Genomic DNA, 15,389 nt, shown 5'->3' with positions numbered 1-15,389 from the left:
AGCGAAATAAAGGACTGTAGTTATTAGTAGTCATGATAATACGCTCGCTTTTATGACTCAAGATGTGTGGATTATGAGCTTGAACTCGTTACTTGCTCCTCACCGTTCATTTAACTACTGCTGTAACCCTACCTATTCACTTTTACATTTACTGTCTGTCTGCTTGTTACCAGGGTATTTAGTTTTAATGTCTCCTACAGCAGTTTTGTGACAATTACGTAAGTAATTTGTGACAACTTGATTTTAAGATAACACTGCCCTAAGTGCTTGTCAATCATGTCAAGAGTGTTCCAACAAAACTTAACATAATTCTTGTCCCCTCTTATTAAGGCTACGGTGTACACACAAGTCTTTAAAAGTTACTTTTCTTCTCTTTCTTTGCGCCTTTGCGTGCTTTGCGGTTCGTAAAAAAATAACCGCGAAGTACGCGAAGGGAACTCATACAAGAATGATAAAAAGATGTGTGTACACGGTAGCTTATTAGGGTGGGGGATCAAAATCTATGTAAACTTTTATGGTTTTCAGTCACACAACAGTAAGATAGGATGATATCTGTGACACATGTCACACTAATTCCAGGCTTATAAAAGGATACTGTCACAATAACTGTACAATACGGCAAAGCGCCTTTAGTAGAGATGAACGTTCATATAAAACAAACCTTCGAGAAGTTGACACCTCGACGCAAAGAGGTGCTGCAAATGGTATTGGTCGGACAATCTGACGATGTTATTGCTCACTCTCTCGATATTAAACCTGCTACAGTCAGAAAATACCTTGAAAGACTGTATCAAGCTTTTGGAGTCAGTAAACGGGTTGAGTTAGTAAGACTGTTTGCTAACTATGAGCAAGAATTTGTAATTGATGTTACAGAATCTTTACCAAGCACAACCAAACTAGACCTGGGAGAAGCACCCAGTACACAAAACTTTTATGGACGTACTGACGAACTTGATATTTTGCTGCGTTGGTTAGTTGAAGATAGTTGTCGCACGGTTGCACTTTTGGGTATGGGTGGGTTGGGTAAAACTACTTTATCTGTAAAGTTGCTGGAATTATTGGACGCTGAGTCCCGCTTTGATTTTATTATTTGGCGGAGTCTCCGAGAGGCACCGAAGTTAGAGAAAATCTTGGTAGACTGTATCAAATTTTTCTCTGACCAAAAAGAAGTCGATATTGAGGGAAGTATTAGTGATGTGTCACTTTTAATCGAATACTTACGAAACGCGCGTTGTTTAATAATTCTGGACAATTTTGAGTCCATTCTCCAAAATGAGGGTGATGTAGGGTTCTATCGTGAAGAGTACAAAAACTATGGTGTGTTAATTAAACGTATATGTGAATCATCGCATCAAAGTTGTTTGGTAATAACAAGTCGTATCAAACCCGAAGATATTGCAGTCCAAGAAGGAGCAAATTTACCAGTTCGTTCACTCCTGTTATCTGGGTTAGTAGAAGATGAAGGAGTGAAGGTTATAAAAGATAAGGGATTAATTGGTTCTGAATTAGCAATGCGGGATTTAGTACATATATATAGTGGCAATCCCCTAGCTTTAAAAATTATATCTACATTTATCCAAGATTTATTCAACGGTAGTATAAAAGAGTTTATCAAGCAAGGTTTAACATCGTTTGCGGGAATTGAAAGTTTACTGGATAATCAGTTTTATCATTTATCACAGTTAGAGAAAGAGGTCATGTACTGGTTAGCCATTAAGCGCGAAGCAGTAACTATTAAAGAATTATTTGATGATATTGTTAGTAAACCTGTATTTTTTCAATTAGTTGATAGCCTTGAAAAGCTGAAAGTTCGCTCATTGATAGAAACTGCTGATGGCAAATTTACGCTCCAAAACGTCGTGATGGAGTATATGATTGGTTTATTAGTTCGTCAAATATGTCAAGAAATTTCAACTGGAGAGTATAAGTTATTAAATCAATATGCGCTAATTGAAGCAACCGCTAAAGACAGTGTTAGAAATCGTCAGACGGAACTAGTATTAAAACCGATTGCTCAGAGTATATCGGTTGATGATATTAAGGTAAGATTTATTGATAAACTTTCAGAGATCAAAGCGGATTTAGCAAATAAACTACCCCAGAAAGGTTATTTATTTGGTAATATTATTAATTTACTGCTGTATTTCAACATAGATTTATCGGGTTTAAATTTATCGAACTTAACAATTTGGCAAGCTTACTTACGTGGTGCCAATTTAAGTAACGTTGATTTTAGCAATTCAGATTTAAAAAAATCTCGTTTTACCGAAGCTTTTGGAACAGCGTTATCACTTGCATCTAGTCCTATTGATGGAATTTGGGCAATGGGTGATACCAAAAGTCGAATTCGTTTGAGATATAGTGAAGGACAGCAATGGAAAGTAATGAGAGGACATAGTAATTGGGTACGTTCGATTGCTTTTAGTCGTGATGGTCAATTCCTTGCTAGTGCTAGCGATGATAAAACCGTAATGCTTTGGGACACGAATACCGGACAACGTTTAAGAATTTTAGAAGGACATAAACAACGAGTTTGGTCTGTGGCAATTAGTCCTGATGGTAATAGTATCGCAAGTGCAAGCGAAGATAAAACTATTCTACTCTGGCGCCTTTCTACAGGTAAATGCTATAAAACTTTAGAAAAACATGCAAATTGGGTGCGTTGCGTTGCCTACAGTCCAGATGGAAATATATTAGCTAGCGGTAGCAGCGATAAGTCCGTGATTTTGTGGGATGCTCATTTAGGAGAATATCTAAAAACTCTACAAGCACATACCGCGCGCGTTCGGTCAGTAGCTTTTAGTCAAGATGGTCAAACGTTAGCTAGTAGTAGCGATGATTCTACAATTATTCTTTGGGATGTTCAAAGCGGTAAAAAATTAAAAACGCTAACTGGACACAAAAGCTGGGTGCGTTCGATAGCTTTTCACCCCAAACGCAGTTTATTAGCTAGTGCAGGTGAAGATTGTGAAGTTATAATTTGGGATGTTACTACAGGTAAACGCAAAAATACATTATCAGGACACACTGCGAGAGTATGGTCTGTAACTTTCTGCGGAGAAGACTGTCAAACCTTAATTAGCAGTAGCGATGACAAAACCGTAAAAATTTGGGATGTTGATACAGGTGAATGCATCAAAACGTTTCAAGGTAACACAAACTGGTCATGGTCGCTTGCCTTTTGTTCAGATGGTACTTTAATAAGTGGTAACGAAGACCGAACTATCAAAGTTTGGAATACCAATACTAAAGAACTAAATAGAACAATTGAGGCACATAAAAATAGAATACGCGCGGTAGCAGCTAGTCCTGTAGACAATAATATTATTGCTAGTGGTAGCGATGATAAAACAATAAAGCTTTGGAATAAAAACAGCGGTGACATTCTCAACACCTTTGAAGACCACCCCGACAGGGTTCTCTCGATTGCTTTTAGTCCCAATGGTAAAATGTTGGTAAGTGCAGGCGATGATAAGATATTGCGAGTTTGGGACGTTGAAAGTAAGCAGTGTCGGAAAACAGAAGAACGTCACAGCAGTTGGGTATGGTCAGTAACATATAGTCCCAACGGGGAAATATTAGCAAGTGGTAGTGAAGATAAAACGATTAAACTTTGGGATGCTCACAGTCTCAAGTGTTTACAAACGCTTACAGGTCATACTGACTGGGTTATTTCTGTAAAATTTCATCCTGACGGCAACATCTTAGCAAGTGGTAGCGAGGATAAAACAGTCAAACTCTGGGACATCGCAACAGGTAATGTCAAACAAACCTTGAAAGTACAGACAGGTTGGGTTCGTTCGATAGCTTTCAGTCCAGATGGCCGTTTCTTAGCAGTTAGTGGTGGAAGTGCAAATCTTGAAATTTGGGATATAACTACATATACAATATACAAAACTTTACAATGGAATCGAGAAAGACTATGGTCAGTAGCTTTTAGTCCTGATGGAAAGACTTTGGCTAGTAGCAGTGAAGACGGTAACATCGCACTTTGGGATGTTATCACAGGTACACTCTTATATCCACTGAGGGCGCCAAGAGTTTACGAAGGGTTAAATATTACAGGTGTTGTTAATCTTACAGAAGCGCAAATCAATACTTTAATTACATTAGGAGCAATTAAAAACGATGAGTAAGTCTTATTATCCACCTGCATTAATTGGTATCACAACTTACGGGCGCCACGACCCAACTCCTTTTTCACTACCAAACACCTACTTAGACTCAGTTCGTAAAGCAGGAGGTACTCCAGTATTATTACCACCAGGAGAAAGTAATGCAGTAACGCTATTAAAACCGCTGCATGGTTTGATAATTATAGGTGGAGGAGATATAAACCCGGCATTATATAACGGTGCCGTTCACCCAAAGGTATATTCAGTAGATAACGAGCGCGATGCATTTGAAATCAACTTAGCAAAATATGCTTTAGAAAATCACATCCCTGTATTAGGTATATGTCGAGGGTTACAAATACTCATTGTAGCTTCAGGTGGAACCTTGATAGAACATATCCCAGATAGATACGGTACAGAGATTGCACATCGCTTAGAACCAGAACCAGGCATTCGTAAATCTACAGAACACGACGTAACAATTATACCCAACAGTCGTTTAGGAAAATTAATACAGAAAAATCATATATCAGTAGTTTCATGGCATCACCAAGCAATAGATATACTACCACCCGATTGGCGCGCGGTAGCTTATGCAAAAGATCAAGTAATAGAAGCAGCAGAACATATACATCATCCTTGGGCAGTAGGAGTACAATGGCATCCCGAAATGTCACAAAATGATCCCAACCACGAACGTATTTTTCAAGGATTTATAGAATCTACTTATACCAAACAAAACCTATTATCAGCTTGATAATATATTTACGTATGGTGGGCACTGCCCACCGTACTATTATTTATTTTTTATTACCACAGAGGCGCAGAGGGCACAGAGAAGGGTCAGCGCCTATTCAAAAAATCATTAATTAAATCATTCAATTAATTTTGATACTTCTAAGCAATTACCTGCTTTTCTGCTCTAATAGTTCACTTGCACCTGCTACAACAGACTCACACAATGTCCTCACAAAGATCATCTAATTCCCTTTGAGCCTGCATTTCAGCTACAAACTCATCAAACTGCGGATCAGAAGCCCACATACCAGCAAATTCCATCCAAGGATGCAACTCTTGCTGCCCAGAGTCTACCCTTAAAGCAATTAACTCTCCTCGCGACTGTTTATCTATTAAATACTGTCGCAACGTTTGGATCGCCTCATCCCGTGTTGTTCCGACCCCCTTAGCATCAGCCCAACCAACTACGCTTGCGCTCCAATGATTTTCCTGATTCAATTCAATCAACACTGGGTAACTAGCGGGCAGCGAATGATCCCATGATAAAGCCTGCATAATGTTATTCTTATCTACATCCTTTGCTTCATTGTAACGTTTGTTTATAATTAAGTTTTTTGTTGGCTTGTATTTGTTCTTGAGTTTGTCTCTTGGCGCCGTGTTAACGCTGTGCCTATTTTTTATTACCACAGAGGCGCAGAGAATACAGAGCAGAGTCGGCGCCTATTCAAAAAATCATTAATTTTATTTAGGGTTCCACAAAAACTGAATCTGTGAAAAAGAATTAAATAACAAAACTTCAATTACATCTTCCGTGAATTTGAACTCAAACTGACTGTACTTATCACGAACTATATCTGACGTTGCAATTAACATTCAAATAGGAATGCGAACAATACAGTTACCATATTTATATGCTGAAAATATTTTTAATGCTCGCTTCGCTCGCAAAAGAATAAAGAGAAAAGGGTAAAAGGGCAAGAGTATAAAAAACTAAAGAGTTCTCGCACCAACCACAACCCGAAAACCAACGCTGAGGTAGTCGTTGACGTTGCGGAGTCTGAAAGCCGAACGACAGTAGTCAGGATTGTTGTAACACGAACCGCCGCGCAGCATTTGAGCGAGGTTTCGATTATCATTGTCAATTTTGTTTTTTACCCAGGCTTTGCCGTCTGCTGGTTCTTCCTGATAATTTTCATGCAAACTATCAGCGCACCATTCCCAGACTAGCCCATGCATATCATACAAACCAAAGGCATTAGGAGGAAAAATTCCCACATCCGTAGTTTTACCTCGATACTCGCCTTTTGTTTCGTCGGCAAAGGTTTTCTTGCTGTAGTAATTAGCTAATTCGCTTGTAATCGTTTCGCCAAAATAAAAGGGTGTTATTGTGCCCGCTCTACATGCATATTCCCACTCTGCTTCGCTGGGGAGTCGGTAGTTTTTACCTGTCTTATTAGATAGTCTAGCACAAAATTCTACTGCATCATCCCAAAAAATATTTTCCACAGGACGATTATCTCCTTTGAACTCAGATGGGTCTTTTTCAAGGTCGCGTGCAACTTTTGGTAATACAGCAACTGCTCGCCATTGTGCTTGGGTAACAGGGTATTTACCCATAAAGAAAGCTGGAACGGTAACTTCATGCTGTGGTTTTTCGCTTAGATACCCCTCCCCTTCAGGTGAACCCATCATAAATGTACCATCGGGGATGTAAACCATGTCTAGGTCGGCCCCACCTTCCAGGTCTTCAGTAAAATATTTAGCTTGGTGGGTTTCTCGTTTAATGATGGCGCCGCTACCGTTAACGTTAACTGTTTCAAATTCAAAGGTTTGCGCTTTTACAGGTTTTGGCGGTAATTTGACAGTGACTCCTTCAATTGTTAAGGCGCCTCCTGTTTGTTGACGTAGTTGATCGAATTTGCTTTCTGCTCCCCAATTATTACCGCGCGCAAATTGAGCCATGCCCTGTGATAATGTTAATAAAGGATCAAAATTTGCTTCTTTTAAAGGTTTTGCTAAAGTCTCCACTAAGAAAACCATCTGTAGCCAACCAGATTGATGATGTTGCTGTAGCAATGTGTTTAACTTTTGAGTGATTAGCTTGGCTGCTGTGGAAGGTTCAACATACGCTAATGCTGTACATCTTTGGGCTTGGATTAAATTACTGCTGGCATGACTAATTTGTTTATCTATATAGTTTAGTAAAAATGTGGACAGTTCTTTTAAACGTTCTTGACCAAAACGGTTGCTAAGACGGTCTAACAAAACCTGCCGTACAGTTCTATCCATTTCATAAAGTTCGTTTCCGACTTCATTGCAAAGACTGGAGAGGAGAAGGTCTGCTACTGCTATCCAGGGAATTTTCAGCTTGGGTTGAAATGGATAATCCCGCAGACGGTACAATAAGTCTGGAGTGAGGGCAAGAGGAAACGCTGCATGGTATGCTAAGTCGAGATGTTCTTGAGTAAAGCGTTTGCCAAAAGTATCAATACGTTCTATGGCATCTTGAATTATCGGGTCATCTGATGATGCTGAATTATTCATTGTAGTACCCTGATAGCTTTTTGAAACCCAGAGAAGTTAGCAGAAAACATATTGACAATTTTGGCATCAACTATCGCCTCAGCTGTTGTCTCTTTCCAATCATCTTCGGGTATAGGGTTTAACCAAGTCAATGCTTTACAATGTTGTTGAAGCAGTTCTAAGAAATCAAACGTTTTGTAAATTCGCCCTTGCATAAAATTTCCACGAGCGGCGCCTGCATCACTAAAAATTAAGGCGACCGTGCGGTTAGGGTTAAAACGTTGTATTACTTCTTCAACATTATATTCAGTTTCAAACTGAGAATCACCGTACAGTGTGCTTCTAGGATAATTGTTGAAATAATAGCAGCTAGTTTGTTCTAGACAGCCAGCTTTTAAAGCTGTTTCCACTAATAATCTTGATAAAACATGAAACGGTTGCATGGAACCTCTATGGTCAATTAGTAATACCAGTTGACCCGATTTATTCATTCTAGGTCTTTGTACAGGGTAAAAAAATTTTCCTAGTCGCTTTGTTTGCTCTATTGTCGCAGCAATGTCAAGTTCTAAACGCTTTCCTTGTCGTATAGGGCGCCTTAAAGCATACCAACCTTGCTGCATTTGTTGCGCTGTTACGGGGAAGTACTCTTTTGGTAAACCAGAAGGTTTGAAGGAAACCCATTCATAAGGGTTGATTTGTATTGCTTTAATAACTTGAGAGTTTTCTATAGGAGTTTCTGAATATGGACTAGGAGCAGGAGGAAAGAAAAAATACTCGCCTTTATCTTTATCTACTACATCGTCATTTTCTTGTTCTGGTTCTTTATCTGAGTCTTGTGCAGGCACCTTTTGGGTTGCTTCTGTTCCATGTTGAGACTTTGAAGGTGGCGCCTGTTCTTCTACAGCTATACTATATTCAGCATATAGTGTTTTGTTAAAAACTTCGGCAAATATTTCTTCAAACACAAGCCGCTGACTTGCTGTTTTCACCCACAAAGTCTGACATAAATTTTTAATAGAACTGGGGGTAGTCAGAACTGTAAGAAGCGTGCGGTTAGAAGTATCGCAGTCAGCCAGCAATAACTCTAACAATAACTTATAATCGCTGGTGCCGAGTAAAAACCCTGCACCACGCAGACGAGTAAATAATTCGTATAGTGGTAGGTCATCTTTACTCACCGTCAATATCCTCTTGTTAATTTAATAGTTCTACTAGCTGCAAGTCATCTCGACTTTTGAGTAATACACTAGAGTGAGGCAAATTATTTTGCTTAAATAGCTGTTGAATCTCTTGTACTGTCCCAGGTTGCAATGCGCGAAACCAATCTATTAATTCGCTAGTACTAACTTTCTTGCCATACTCCCCTTTTTCTTGCTCCATTAGCTGCCGTAGAGCCATAAACCGCTTTATAGCTTGCTCTCTTAGCTGTTTTGTCCATATCTCACCAAAATGCGCTTTTACTATTGCGATTAATTCCTGTTCTTTTGGAAATTCTATATAGTGGTAGAGACAACGACGCAGAAAAGCATCTGGTAATTTTCTTTGTCCATTACTTGTAATAAAAATAATTGGTGTAAAACTTGGATTTGCTCTAACTTGCTTTCCTGTTTCTTTAATTATAAAGCGTTTCTCTTCTAATTCCAGAAGTAGGTCATTAGGAAAATCTGTATCAGCTTTGTCTATTTCATCAATCAGTACAACCATTCGCTGTTTATTTTGCGAAGCGATAAAAGCATTGCCAAGTGCTTTATACTGTATATACTCTGTATGCTCAGGGTCATTCAAACGTTTATGGATTTCATCTTTTTTTAATGGGTCTATTGCTGCTAATTGAGCATCAAACAAACGTTTTACTGCATCGTAGGTATATAAACCATCTCGTGCTTGGTCACTAGATTTTATATACCAATCAGCATATGGAAAGTTTTTCCCTTCTTGCTTACCTTCATAATTATATTGTTTGCCAAATTCATAAGCAACAGCGCGCGCTAATCGCGTTTTGCCACATCCTGGTTCACCTTCTAATAATAGGGGTCTATTAAGCTTAATTGCAAGGTTTACAGCTTCAACTAGTTTTGGACTTGGTATATAAGCATAAATAAGTTCCCCGGTTTCTGGGTCGATATCCCCTTTTTTGGGTTGAAATTCTATCTTGCCTGTGTATTCCATAAAGTTAGTTTATATTTTTTAGTTTATAATTTAAAGTCGTTCCCATTTTGATTTGTATTCTTCCCAAGGAAGATTACATATGTTATAAATTGCTTGAAGTAGCAGTATGGGTTTACCTTTATCGCTTTCCCTCCAAATCTGTTCGGTGATGGCAGTAATATTTTTTGGTTCTATTAAATTAGATTTTGTTAATTCACTTATTACAGGTAGGATATCTGGACTGTTTACCCAACCCTTCAAATCGTCTTTTTTAAACTTATTAGTCACACAAAGATTAAAAATACTCTCGTTAACTATTTCTTTATAGTTATCTATAAATTTAATTGCTTCCCTCCAATTTGCTGGATTTTGGTAATCTATCCAACACATAAACAGTCTATATTTAATTTTACTTCTTGCCACTTCTGCAATTAAAGGCTTCCAAAAATTATTTAAAATTTGCTCTAAATATAGCTTGTCTCGGTCATCAACTCGGTGAAACAATAATATTATGTCTTGTTCGGTTTGGAGTTTTTTACATATTTTGCTGATGATTTTATCTACAGTGGTTCCAGGTGGACACTTGGGAAGTGCAAGTCCATTAGCTATTTGACTCCATACCTCCTTTAAATCTTCACTGCTATAGGTATCCAAATGCAAATGAACCAAATTTATATCATAATCATCATGGTTACTAATAAGGCAGTGTTTCATTAAACATCTCAGCAGCCAAACGTGAGACGATTTATTTATAGATGAGGTGGCAATTTTAACCCCCACCACGTTATTCAATTTTAGCAAATAGCTTATTGTACTAACTTGCTCACTGTGATTTAGCTTGCACAAAGCCATTTTGAGTTTTTCATCTAGTGGTAGCTCAACTTTCCTGTATAAACTTTTTTGAGGTTGAGGGATTTTTAAAGTCTCAAATTGTTTTTTTTTACCAAAGTCATCAAGTACAGTTTTTTGAGATAATACATGATGTACAAGCGAAGTTGCAGCAGCCGCCGCTAAAGTCTGATACTTATCGTTTTTTTCCTTATCACCCCAGTCACAGATAGATTTGACTAAAATCCATGCTGTACTTCTACTATCTGCTGCTGCATAAAGTCCAGCCCCTTCCATTTCTCCTCCCACTGCTTGAGGAAATGTACCAAATAGGTTGTCCTTAAATTCTTGGCTTCTAGATAACTTTTCTCCCGACAAAAAGGCACCGTAAATAAGCTTGCTAGAAGAATTATCAGGAAGAGTAAAGCTCCAGTTTTGAGAGTTTTTAAAACGATTTAATAAAGTTTTGTCACTCGGAGGAATATCCCCTCTATGAGTTATTTTTCCACCATCTTCAACTTTTTGCTGCTCATAGGTAATAATCTTTGAGGCGACCAGCACATCCCCTATTTTCTGCGTTTCTGAATTTTTACCAAAAGCAATCCCTACCATAATAACAGCCTTGGGAGACCACAAATCTATAGCAACGCCTGTAGCATCTATAGCAGCACCACGACCTATTGCTCCCATTTCACACTTGGTAACCACAGTTTTATACTCGCCGAATTTTCCTAGGTAGTATGTTTCCGATTTAGAATATACCAATAAAACTTTCTTCCTCCTAGGATACGGTTTAAGCAGGCGCCCCACAGCTTTCAATTCTATATCTGTAGCCGTTATAATCACTACATCAATTTCTGCTTGTAGTGGCGCCCATTGTTTTTGAGTGATTTCTTGAGTTTCTGGAAAATTGGGTGCATACCAGTCTTGGTCTTCATCCTTATAGTCCAAATTCTCAACTCCACTCATATCCTGATTTTTAACCATAATTCTTTTCTGGGCGCCGACATCAGCAGTTACTACACTTTGGATGCACTCCTTTCCGTATAGCTATAGATGTACTACACAAGCACTACAAAATAGCAGTCATTGTAAAATTGTAAACTTTTTGAACACCTAGGAATTAAACTTACCTTTAGGAGGTTGTCTTTTTGCAAGCAGCTTGCGCACGGGATAAGTTTTAAATAGTACTATATCAGAACATATTATGGATAAACAGCAGCAAATCTTAGAAATCTATTTTAAGGAATACGATAAGCTCAAGTCAGAACAGGCACAGCGCATAGGCTTTCGTGATAACCTGCTTTACGTAACACTGGGATTATTTGGCACAATTATATCTTTAGCTGTTTCCAGTCCGGCTAACCGTTATGCATTCCTTGTTGTTCCTTGGGTTTGTCTTATCTTGGGTTGGACTTATGTTGTTAATGATGAGAAAATTACGGCTATTGGTAGATATATTCGCTACACGTTAACTGAAAAAATCAAAGAACAAACAGGTCATACGGACATTGAATCTATTTTTGGTTGGGAAACTGCCCACAGGAGCGATAACCGCCGACAAAGGCGCAAGATTCAGCAATTAATTGTTGACGAGATTACTTTTGTTCTTTCTGGTATAATAGCACTAATATGTTTCTGGGTATTAGTCTCAAATCCTCCGTTAGCTGTTAATATTCTTGGGTTTGTAGAAATTATACTTCTGGTCATCTTGGGCGTGGAGATTGCTATTTACGCGGACTTGGCTAAGGGACGATAGTTTTTTACCCAAGTAATGAAGGCGCCGATATAATGCCGATATAATACTGTGTCAATACTGTGTAGATTTTGATCCCCAACCCCCACGTATAAGGCTAAAGTATTATTTTTACACGACTAGGGAATTGAAATGTTAAAAGAACTTCATCTTCAGCAAGTGAGTCTAGCTTCACATTTTAATATTGAATTTGCCGATAGACTTAATATATTTACAGGTGATAATGGGAATGGTAAAAGTTTTTTGCTTGATATTGCTTGGTGGGTTTTAACTACAACTTGGGCTAGCCAACCAGCATATCCGCAACAGGTTAAAGAAGAAAATCCAAAAATTACAGGTATAGTTAGTTCACAAGAACAAACAAGAGAGTTTCAAAGTTATTTTGATTTCTCAGAACAACAATGGCGCCACATACATATACCTACTTTGTCAGAAGAATTAGTCATTTACGCACGTGCAGATGGGGGGTTTTGTATTTATGACCCAGCGCGTATACGTGATAATGCTTATAATTTTAATCCAGACACACTTTGGAATGGCTTAAAGTTAGATGGTAAAGTTTTATGTAATGGTCTAATTCAAGATTGGGTAACATGGCAAAATCAGCCTACTAAATATCCATTTACCTTATTTACTAATGTTATTAAAAAGCTTGCACCTTCATCGTCAGAGTGGATACAAGTCGGTGAACCAACGCGAATTTCTATAGAAGATGTGCGCGATATCCCTACAATTAATCTTCCTTACGGTAACGTGCCTGTCATTTATACCTCTGCTGGAATGCAGCGTATTTTAGGACTTGCTTATTTACTAGTGTGGACTTGGTACGAACATACAAAAGCTTCAGAGTTACGCCAACAAAAGCCAATTAATCAAATTGTCTTATTAATTGATGAGACAGAATCTCACCTACATCCTCGATGGCAAAGAGTGATTTTACCAGCAATTTTAGAAGTAGTTAAGCAATTAAGTCCTCAAATTAAAATACAAGCTTTAGTAACTACTCATTCTCCACTTGTTCTTGCTTCTCTAGAACCAACTTTTGATGAATTAGAAGATAAATTATTTTTATTTAAATTAGAGGGTAGACAAGTTAATCTTGATGAAATACCTTGGTCTAAACAGGGAGATACAGTTGGATGGTTAACATCAGAAATTTTTGGACTCAAACAAGCTCGTTCTCAAGAGGCCGAAATTGCCATCGAAGCGGCTGAAGCATGGATGCGCGCGGATAATTTAAGTGCTTTTCCTGAAAACTTAAAAACTCATAAAAAAATTCATCAGGAGCTTCAAAGACTTTTACCTGGACATGACCCATTCTGGCCTCGTTGGATAGTTATAACAGAAAAAATAAATTCTGATTTATCAGGGGTTTCATAAACAATGATACCTGTCAATCCTCCACCAAAACCACTTGATTTTGATGAGAAAGCGCGACAACCAGGAAATGCTTGGTTGATAAAAAATCCAGACCCAAAAAAAGGAGTAAAAGATTATTGGTCGCCATTTAAAAGTCAATTAGCTGATGGATTTAATAATCTTTGTGGTTATAGCGCTATGTACGAACCAGTAGGTACAGTCGAGCATTATCTGAGTCGTGACAATTATCGTAATCTTGCTTATGAATGGAGTAATTTTCGCTTTGCTTCTGCTTGGATTAATAGTAGTAAAGGTACATTAGATGACTTAGTTCTTGACCCATTCGATATAGGAAAAGATTGGTTTGAAATCTTACTTCCTTCATTACAACTAGTTTTAACAGATAAAGTTCCCCCTCAACAACGTCAAAAAGCACAGTTTACACTGGAACGCTTACGGTTACGTGACGACGAAAGAGTTTTGCGTCAGCGTCAACAATGGTATCAACTTTATCTTGATGGAGACCTTACTTTACAAGGGTTGGAAAAAAAGGCGCCTTTAATTGCTTATGCAGTGAAAAAACAGCAGCAACTAAGTTAAAAAGCCGAAAAAAATTGGCAACGGATGATAAACGGATGTAACGGATAAGTAATTTTAACTCGATTTAGAATATTATCACTTTGGGACGAGTCGGTGCGTGACGCTACAAGTCCTATAACTGCGTTGAAGTTTTTTGGTAGCGTCACGCACCCTACGTTTTTGATGTGGCACACAGCGTAAGTATTTTATCTGGCACACAGCGTAACTGACATCTTGCACCTCTACGTATTAATTCTTGCTTGAAAATAAATATGTGCTTAATATTGCTATCATACACAGTCCATTTTAATGGACTTTTGCTATGAGCCTATGGACTTTTAGTCCTAGGCGGGTATGAGCGTAGTTACTAATTCTTTTTTAGGGGACTTGGGAAATATTGCTGCCATCTATTTCTGGTATTGCGAATGCGTCTAATGAACCTAGGGGAGGTCTTCTTGGCGCCCTTACACTACTTCCTTCTGGATAGCCTGGGTCTATTTTTCTCACGACTGGTTGCTGAAGCGCTTGCCATAGCTCTAAAAGCGCCCAAAGTAAACTGGTTGCGGATGCTGCTATTAACAAGTATGGGTGTATCATGATTTTAATATATCTATTTTGGATATATTATATTATGATATATCTAAGTTAGATATATAGTGACAAAATGAATCCGATTGATTATTTACCTCTGAAACCAGCTGTGTTTCATATCCTGCTTTCGCTTGCTGATGCTGACCGTCATGGCTATGGAATTATGCAGGAGGTGCAAGTGAGGACGAGTGGTGTTGTTAAGCTTGGTCCCGGAACGCTTTATACAGCTATTAAGCGTTTGGTTATGGATGGGTTAATTGTGGAAAGTGCTGGTGTTGGCGCCTGTGATGATGAACGACGACGTTATTACAGTATTACTGGGCTGGGACGAGAGGTTATTGCGTTAGAAGCTCGGCGGTTGGAGGATTTGGTGGATATGGCAAAGGCTAAAAATTTACTTTCATCGATTTAAGTGCGCTAATTAAGGGAGGAAGTTATGTCAGTTTCACGATTAGCGTTACATTTATCGGTTGGGATTTATAGTTGTTTGCTGATTATTTATCCTGTTAGCTTTCGACGCGAGTTTGGTGAGGAGATGGTTACGGTGTTTGAGGATATGGCAAGGGATGCTATGCGTGTTAGGGGGGTTTGGGGTTTGATGGGAGTTTGGTATACGGTTTTGTCGGAGTTGTGGAGTACTGCACGCGAGCAGCATTTGTTGGCGGGGAGTTATTATCGTTTTTTGAGAGTTAGGAATCGCGCGTTGCAAGCTTTTTTTAGTTTGATGGGGTTGCTTGGGGGAGTTTTTTGGT

Annotated in this window: 13 protein-coding genes; 7 read left to right on the top strand and 6 right to left on the bottom strand. The window is 38.5% G+C overall.

Annotation, left to right across the window (positions count from 1 at the left end):
• Nucleotides 1–638 precede the first annotated feature (638 nt).
• The gene (locus AC2JBO_RS34340) at nucleotides 639–4,136 is read left to right on the top strand and encodes a WD40 domain-containing protein (RefSeq protein WP_496958122.1); all 3,498 of its coding nucleotides are present in this window, start codon (nucleotides 639–641) and stop codon (nucleotides 4,134–4,136) included.
• The gene (locus AC2JBO_RS34335) at nucleotides 4,129–4,872 is read left to right on the top strand and encodes a gamma-glutamyl-gamma-aminobutyrate hydrolase family protein (RefSeq protein WP_496958121.1); all 744 of its coding nucleotides are present in this window, start codon (nucleotides 4,129–4,131) and stop codon (nucleotides 4,870–4,872) included. Before AC2JBO_RS34340 ends, AC2JBO_RS34335 begins: the two co-directional genes overlap by 8 nt.
• Before the next feature lie 197 nt (nucleotides 4,873–5,069).
• On the opposite strand, the gene AC2JBO_RS34330 is transcribed toward AC2JBO_RS34335, so the two are convergent.
• The 5 genes from AC2JBO_RS34330 to AC2JBO_RS34310 all read right to left on the bottom strand — a co-directional run bounded on the left by AC2JBO_RS34330 (nucleotide 5,070) and on the right by AC2JBO_RS34310 (nucleotide 11,339).
• Nucleotides 5,070–5,363 carry a hypothetical protein gene (locus tag AC2JBO_RS34330; protein WP_496958120.1) on the bottom strand — a complete coding sequence of 98 codons (294 nt, stop codon included), beginning with the start codon at nucleotides 5,361–5,363 and terminating at the stop codon, nucleotides 5,070–5,072.
• A gap of 480 nt (nucleotides 5,364–5,843) precedes the next feature.
• Entirely contained in the window at nucleotides 5,844–7,397 is a 1,554-nt protein-coding gene (locus AC2JBO_RS34325; RefSeq protein WP_496958119.1) for a formylglycine-generating enzyme family protein, read from the bottom strand.
• On the bottom strand, nucleotides 7,394–8,554 hold the full coding sequence (locus tag AC2JBO_RS34320) for a hypothetical protein (protein WP_496958118.1): 1,161 nt from the start codon (nucleotides 8,552–8,554) through the stop codon (nucleotides 7,394–7,396). The genes AC2JBO_RS34325 and AC2JBO_RS34320 overlap by 4 nt, the downstream gene beginning before the upstream one ends.
• Nucleotides 8,555–8,570: 16 nt before the next feature.
• Complete coding sequence (locus AC2JBO_RS34315; RefSeq protein ID WP_496958117.1) at nucleotides 8,571–9,545, bottom strand: AAA family ATPase; 975 nt, start codon at nucleotides 9,543–9,545, stop codon at nucleotides 8,571–8,573.
• A gap of 30 nt (nucleotides 9,546–9,575) precedes the next feature.
• On the bottom strand, nucleotides 9,576–11,339 hold the full coding sequence (locus tag AC2JBO_RS34310; protein ID WP_496958116.1) for a phosphorylase family protein: 1,764 nt from the start codon (nucleotides 11,337–11,339) through the stop codon (nucleotides 9,576–9,578).
• A 220-nt stretch (nucleotides 11,340–11,559) separates the two neighbouring features.
• Here AC2JBO_RS34310 and AC2JBO_RS34305 point away from each other — a divergent pair, with 220 nt between their 5' ends.
• The 3 genes from AC2JBO_RS34305 to AC2JBO_RS34295 all read left to right on the top strand — a co-directional run bounded on the left by AC2JBO_RS34305 (nucleotide 11,560) and on the right by AC2JBO_RS34295 (nucleotide 14,067).
• Nucleotides 11,560–12,111 (top strand): hypothetical protein, encoded by a 552-nt coding sequence (locus AC2JBO_RS34305; RefSeq protein WP_496958115.1) that lies wholly within the window; start codon nucleotides 11,560–11,562, stop codon nucleotides 12,109–12,111.
• 129 nt (nucleotides 12,112–12,240) lie between these two features.
• Nucleotides 12,241–13,488 (top strand): AAA family ATPase, encoded by a 1,248-nt coding sequence (locus AC2JBO_RS34300; protein WP_496958114.1) that lies wholly within the window; start codon nucleotides 12,241–12,243, stop codon nucleotides 13,486–13,488.
• Between the two features lie 3 nt (nucleotides 13,489–13,491).
• Nucleotides 13,492–14,067 (top strand): HNH endonuclease family protein, encoded by a 576-nt coding sequence (locus tag AC2JBO_RS34295; RefSeq protein WP_496958113.1) that lies wholly within the window; start codon nucleotides 13,492–13,494, stop codon nucleotides 14,065–14,067.
• Nucleotides 14,068–14,424: 357 nt separating this feature from the next.
• Here the strand turns inward: AC2JBO_RS34295 and AC2JBO_RS34290 are convergent, their stop codons facing one another.
• Nucleotides 14,425–14,643, bottom strand: coding sequence for a hypothetical protein (locus AC2JBO_RS34290; RefSeq protein ID WP_496958112.1), 219 nt, complete (start codon nucleotides 14,641–14,643; stop codon nucleotides 14,425–14,427).
• 67 nt (nucleotides 14,644–14,710) lie between these two features.
• On the opposite strand from AC2JBO_RS34290, the gene AC2JBO_RS34285 reads away from it, so the two are divergent.
• Entirely contained in the window at nucleotides 14,711–15,049 is a 339-nt protein-coding gene (locus tag AC2JBO_RS34285) for a PadR family transcriptional regulator (RefSeq protein ID WP_496958111.1), read from the top strand.
• Between the two features lie 24 nt (nucleotides 15,050–15,073).
• Nucleotides 15,074–15,389 (top strand): hypothetical protein (locus AC2JBO_RS34280; RefSeq protein ID WP_496958110.1); only part of this gene is annotated, 316 nt, incomplete at its 3' end.

The sequence above is a fragment of the Calothrix sp. CBUCES-K 9914 genome (assembly GCF_059640475.1).
The sequence above is the reverse complement of the archived record's forward strand: the minus strand, read 5'-3'. Positions and strand labels throughout refer to the sequence as shown.

Coding starts and splice junctions, on each gene's coding strand:
- AC2JBO_RS34340 (WP_496958122.1), top strand. CDS start 639: ATGAACGTTCATATAAAACAAACCTTCGAGAAGTTGACACCTCGACGC.
- AC2JBO_RS34335 (WP_496958121.1), top strand. CDS start 4,129: ATGAGTAAGTCTTATTATCCACCTGCATTAATTGGTATCACAACTTAC.
- AC2JBO_RS34325 (WP_496958119.1), bottom strand. CDS start 7,397: ATGAATAATTCAGCATCATCAGATGACCCGATAATTCAAGATGCCATA.
- AC2JBO_RS34315 (WP_496958117.1), bottom strand. CDS start 9,545: ATGGAATACACAGGCAAGATAGAATTTCAACCCAAAAAAGGGGATATC.
- AC2JBO_RS34310 (WP_496958116.1), bottom strand. CDS start 11,339: ATGGTTAAAAATCAGGATATGAGTGGAGTTGAGAATTTGGACTATAAG.
- AC2JBO_RS34305 (WP_496958115.1), top strand. CDS start 11,560: ATGGATAAACAGCAGCAAATCTTAGAAATCTATTTTAAGGAATACGAT.
- AC2JBO_RS34300 (WP_496958114.1), top strand. CDS start 12,241: ATGTTAAAAGAACTTCATCTTCAGCAAGTGAGTCTAGCTTCACATTTT.
- AC2JBO_RS34295 (WP_496958113.1), top strand. CDS start 13,492: ATGATACCTGTCAATCCTCCACCAAAACCACTTGATTTTGATGAGAAA.
- AC2JBO_RS34290 (WP_496958112.1), bottom strand. CDS start 14,643: ATGATACACCCATACTTGTTAATAGCAGCATCCGCAACCAGTTTACTT.
- AC2JBO_RS34285 (WP_496958111.1), top strand. CDS start 14,711: ATGAATCCGATTGATTATTTACCTCTGAAACCAGCTGTGTTTCATATC.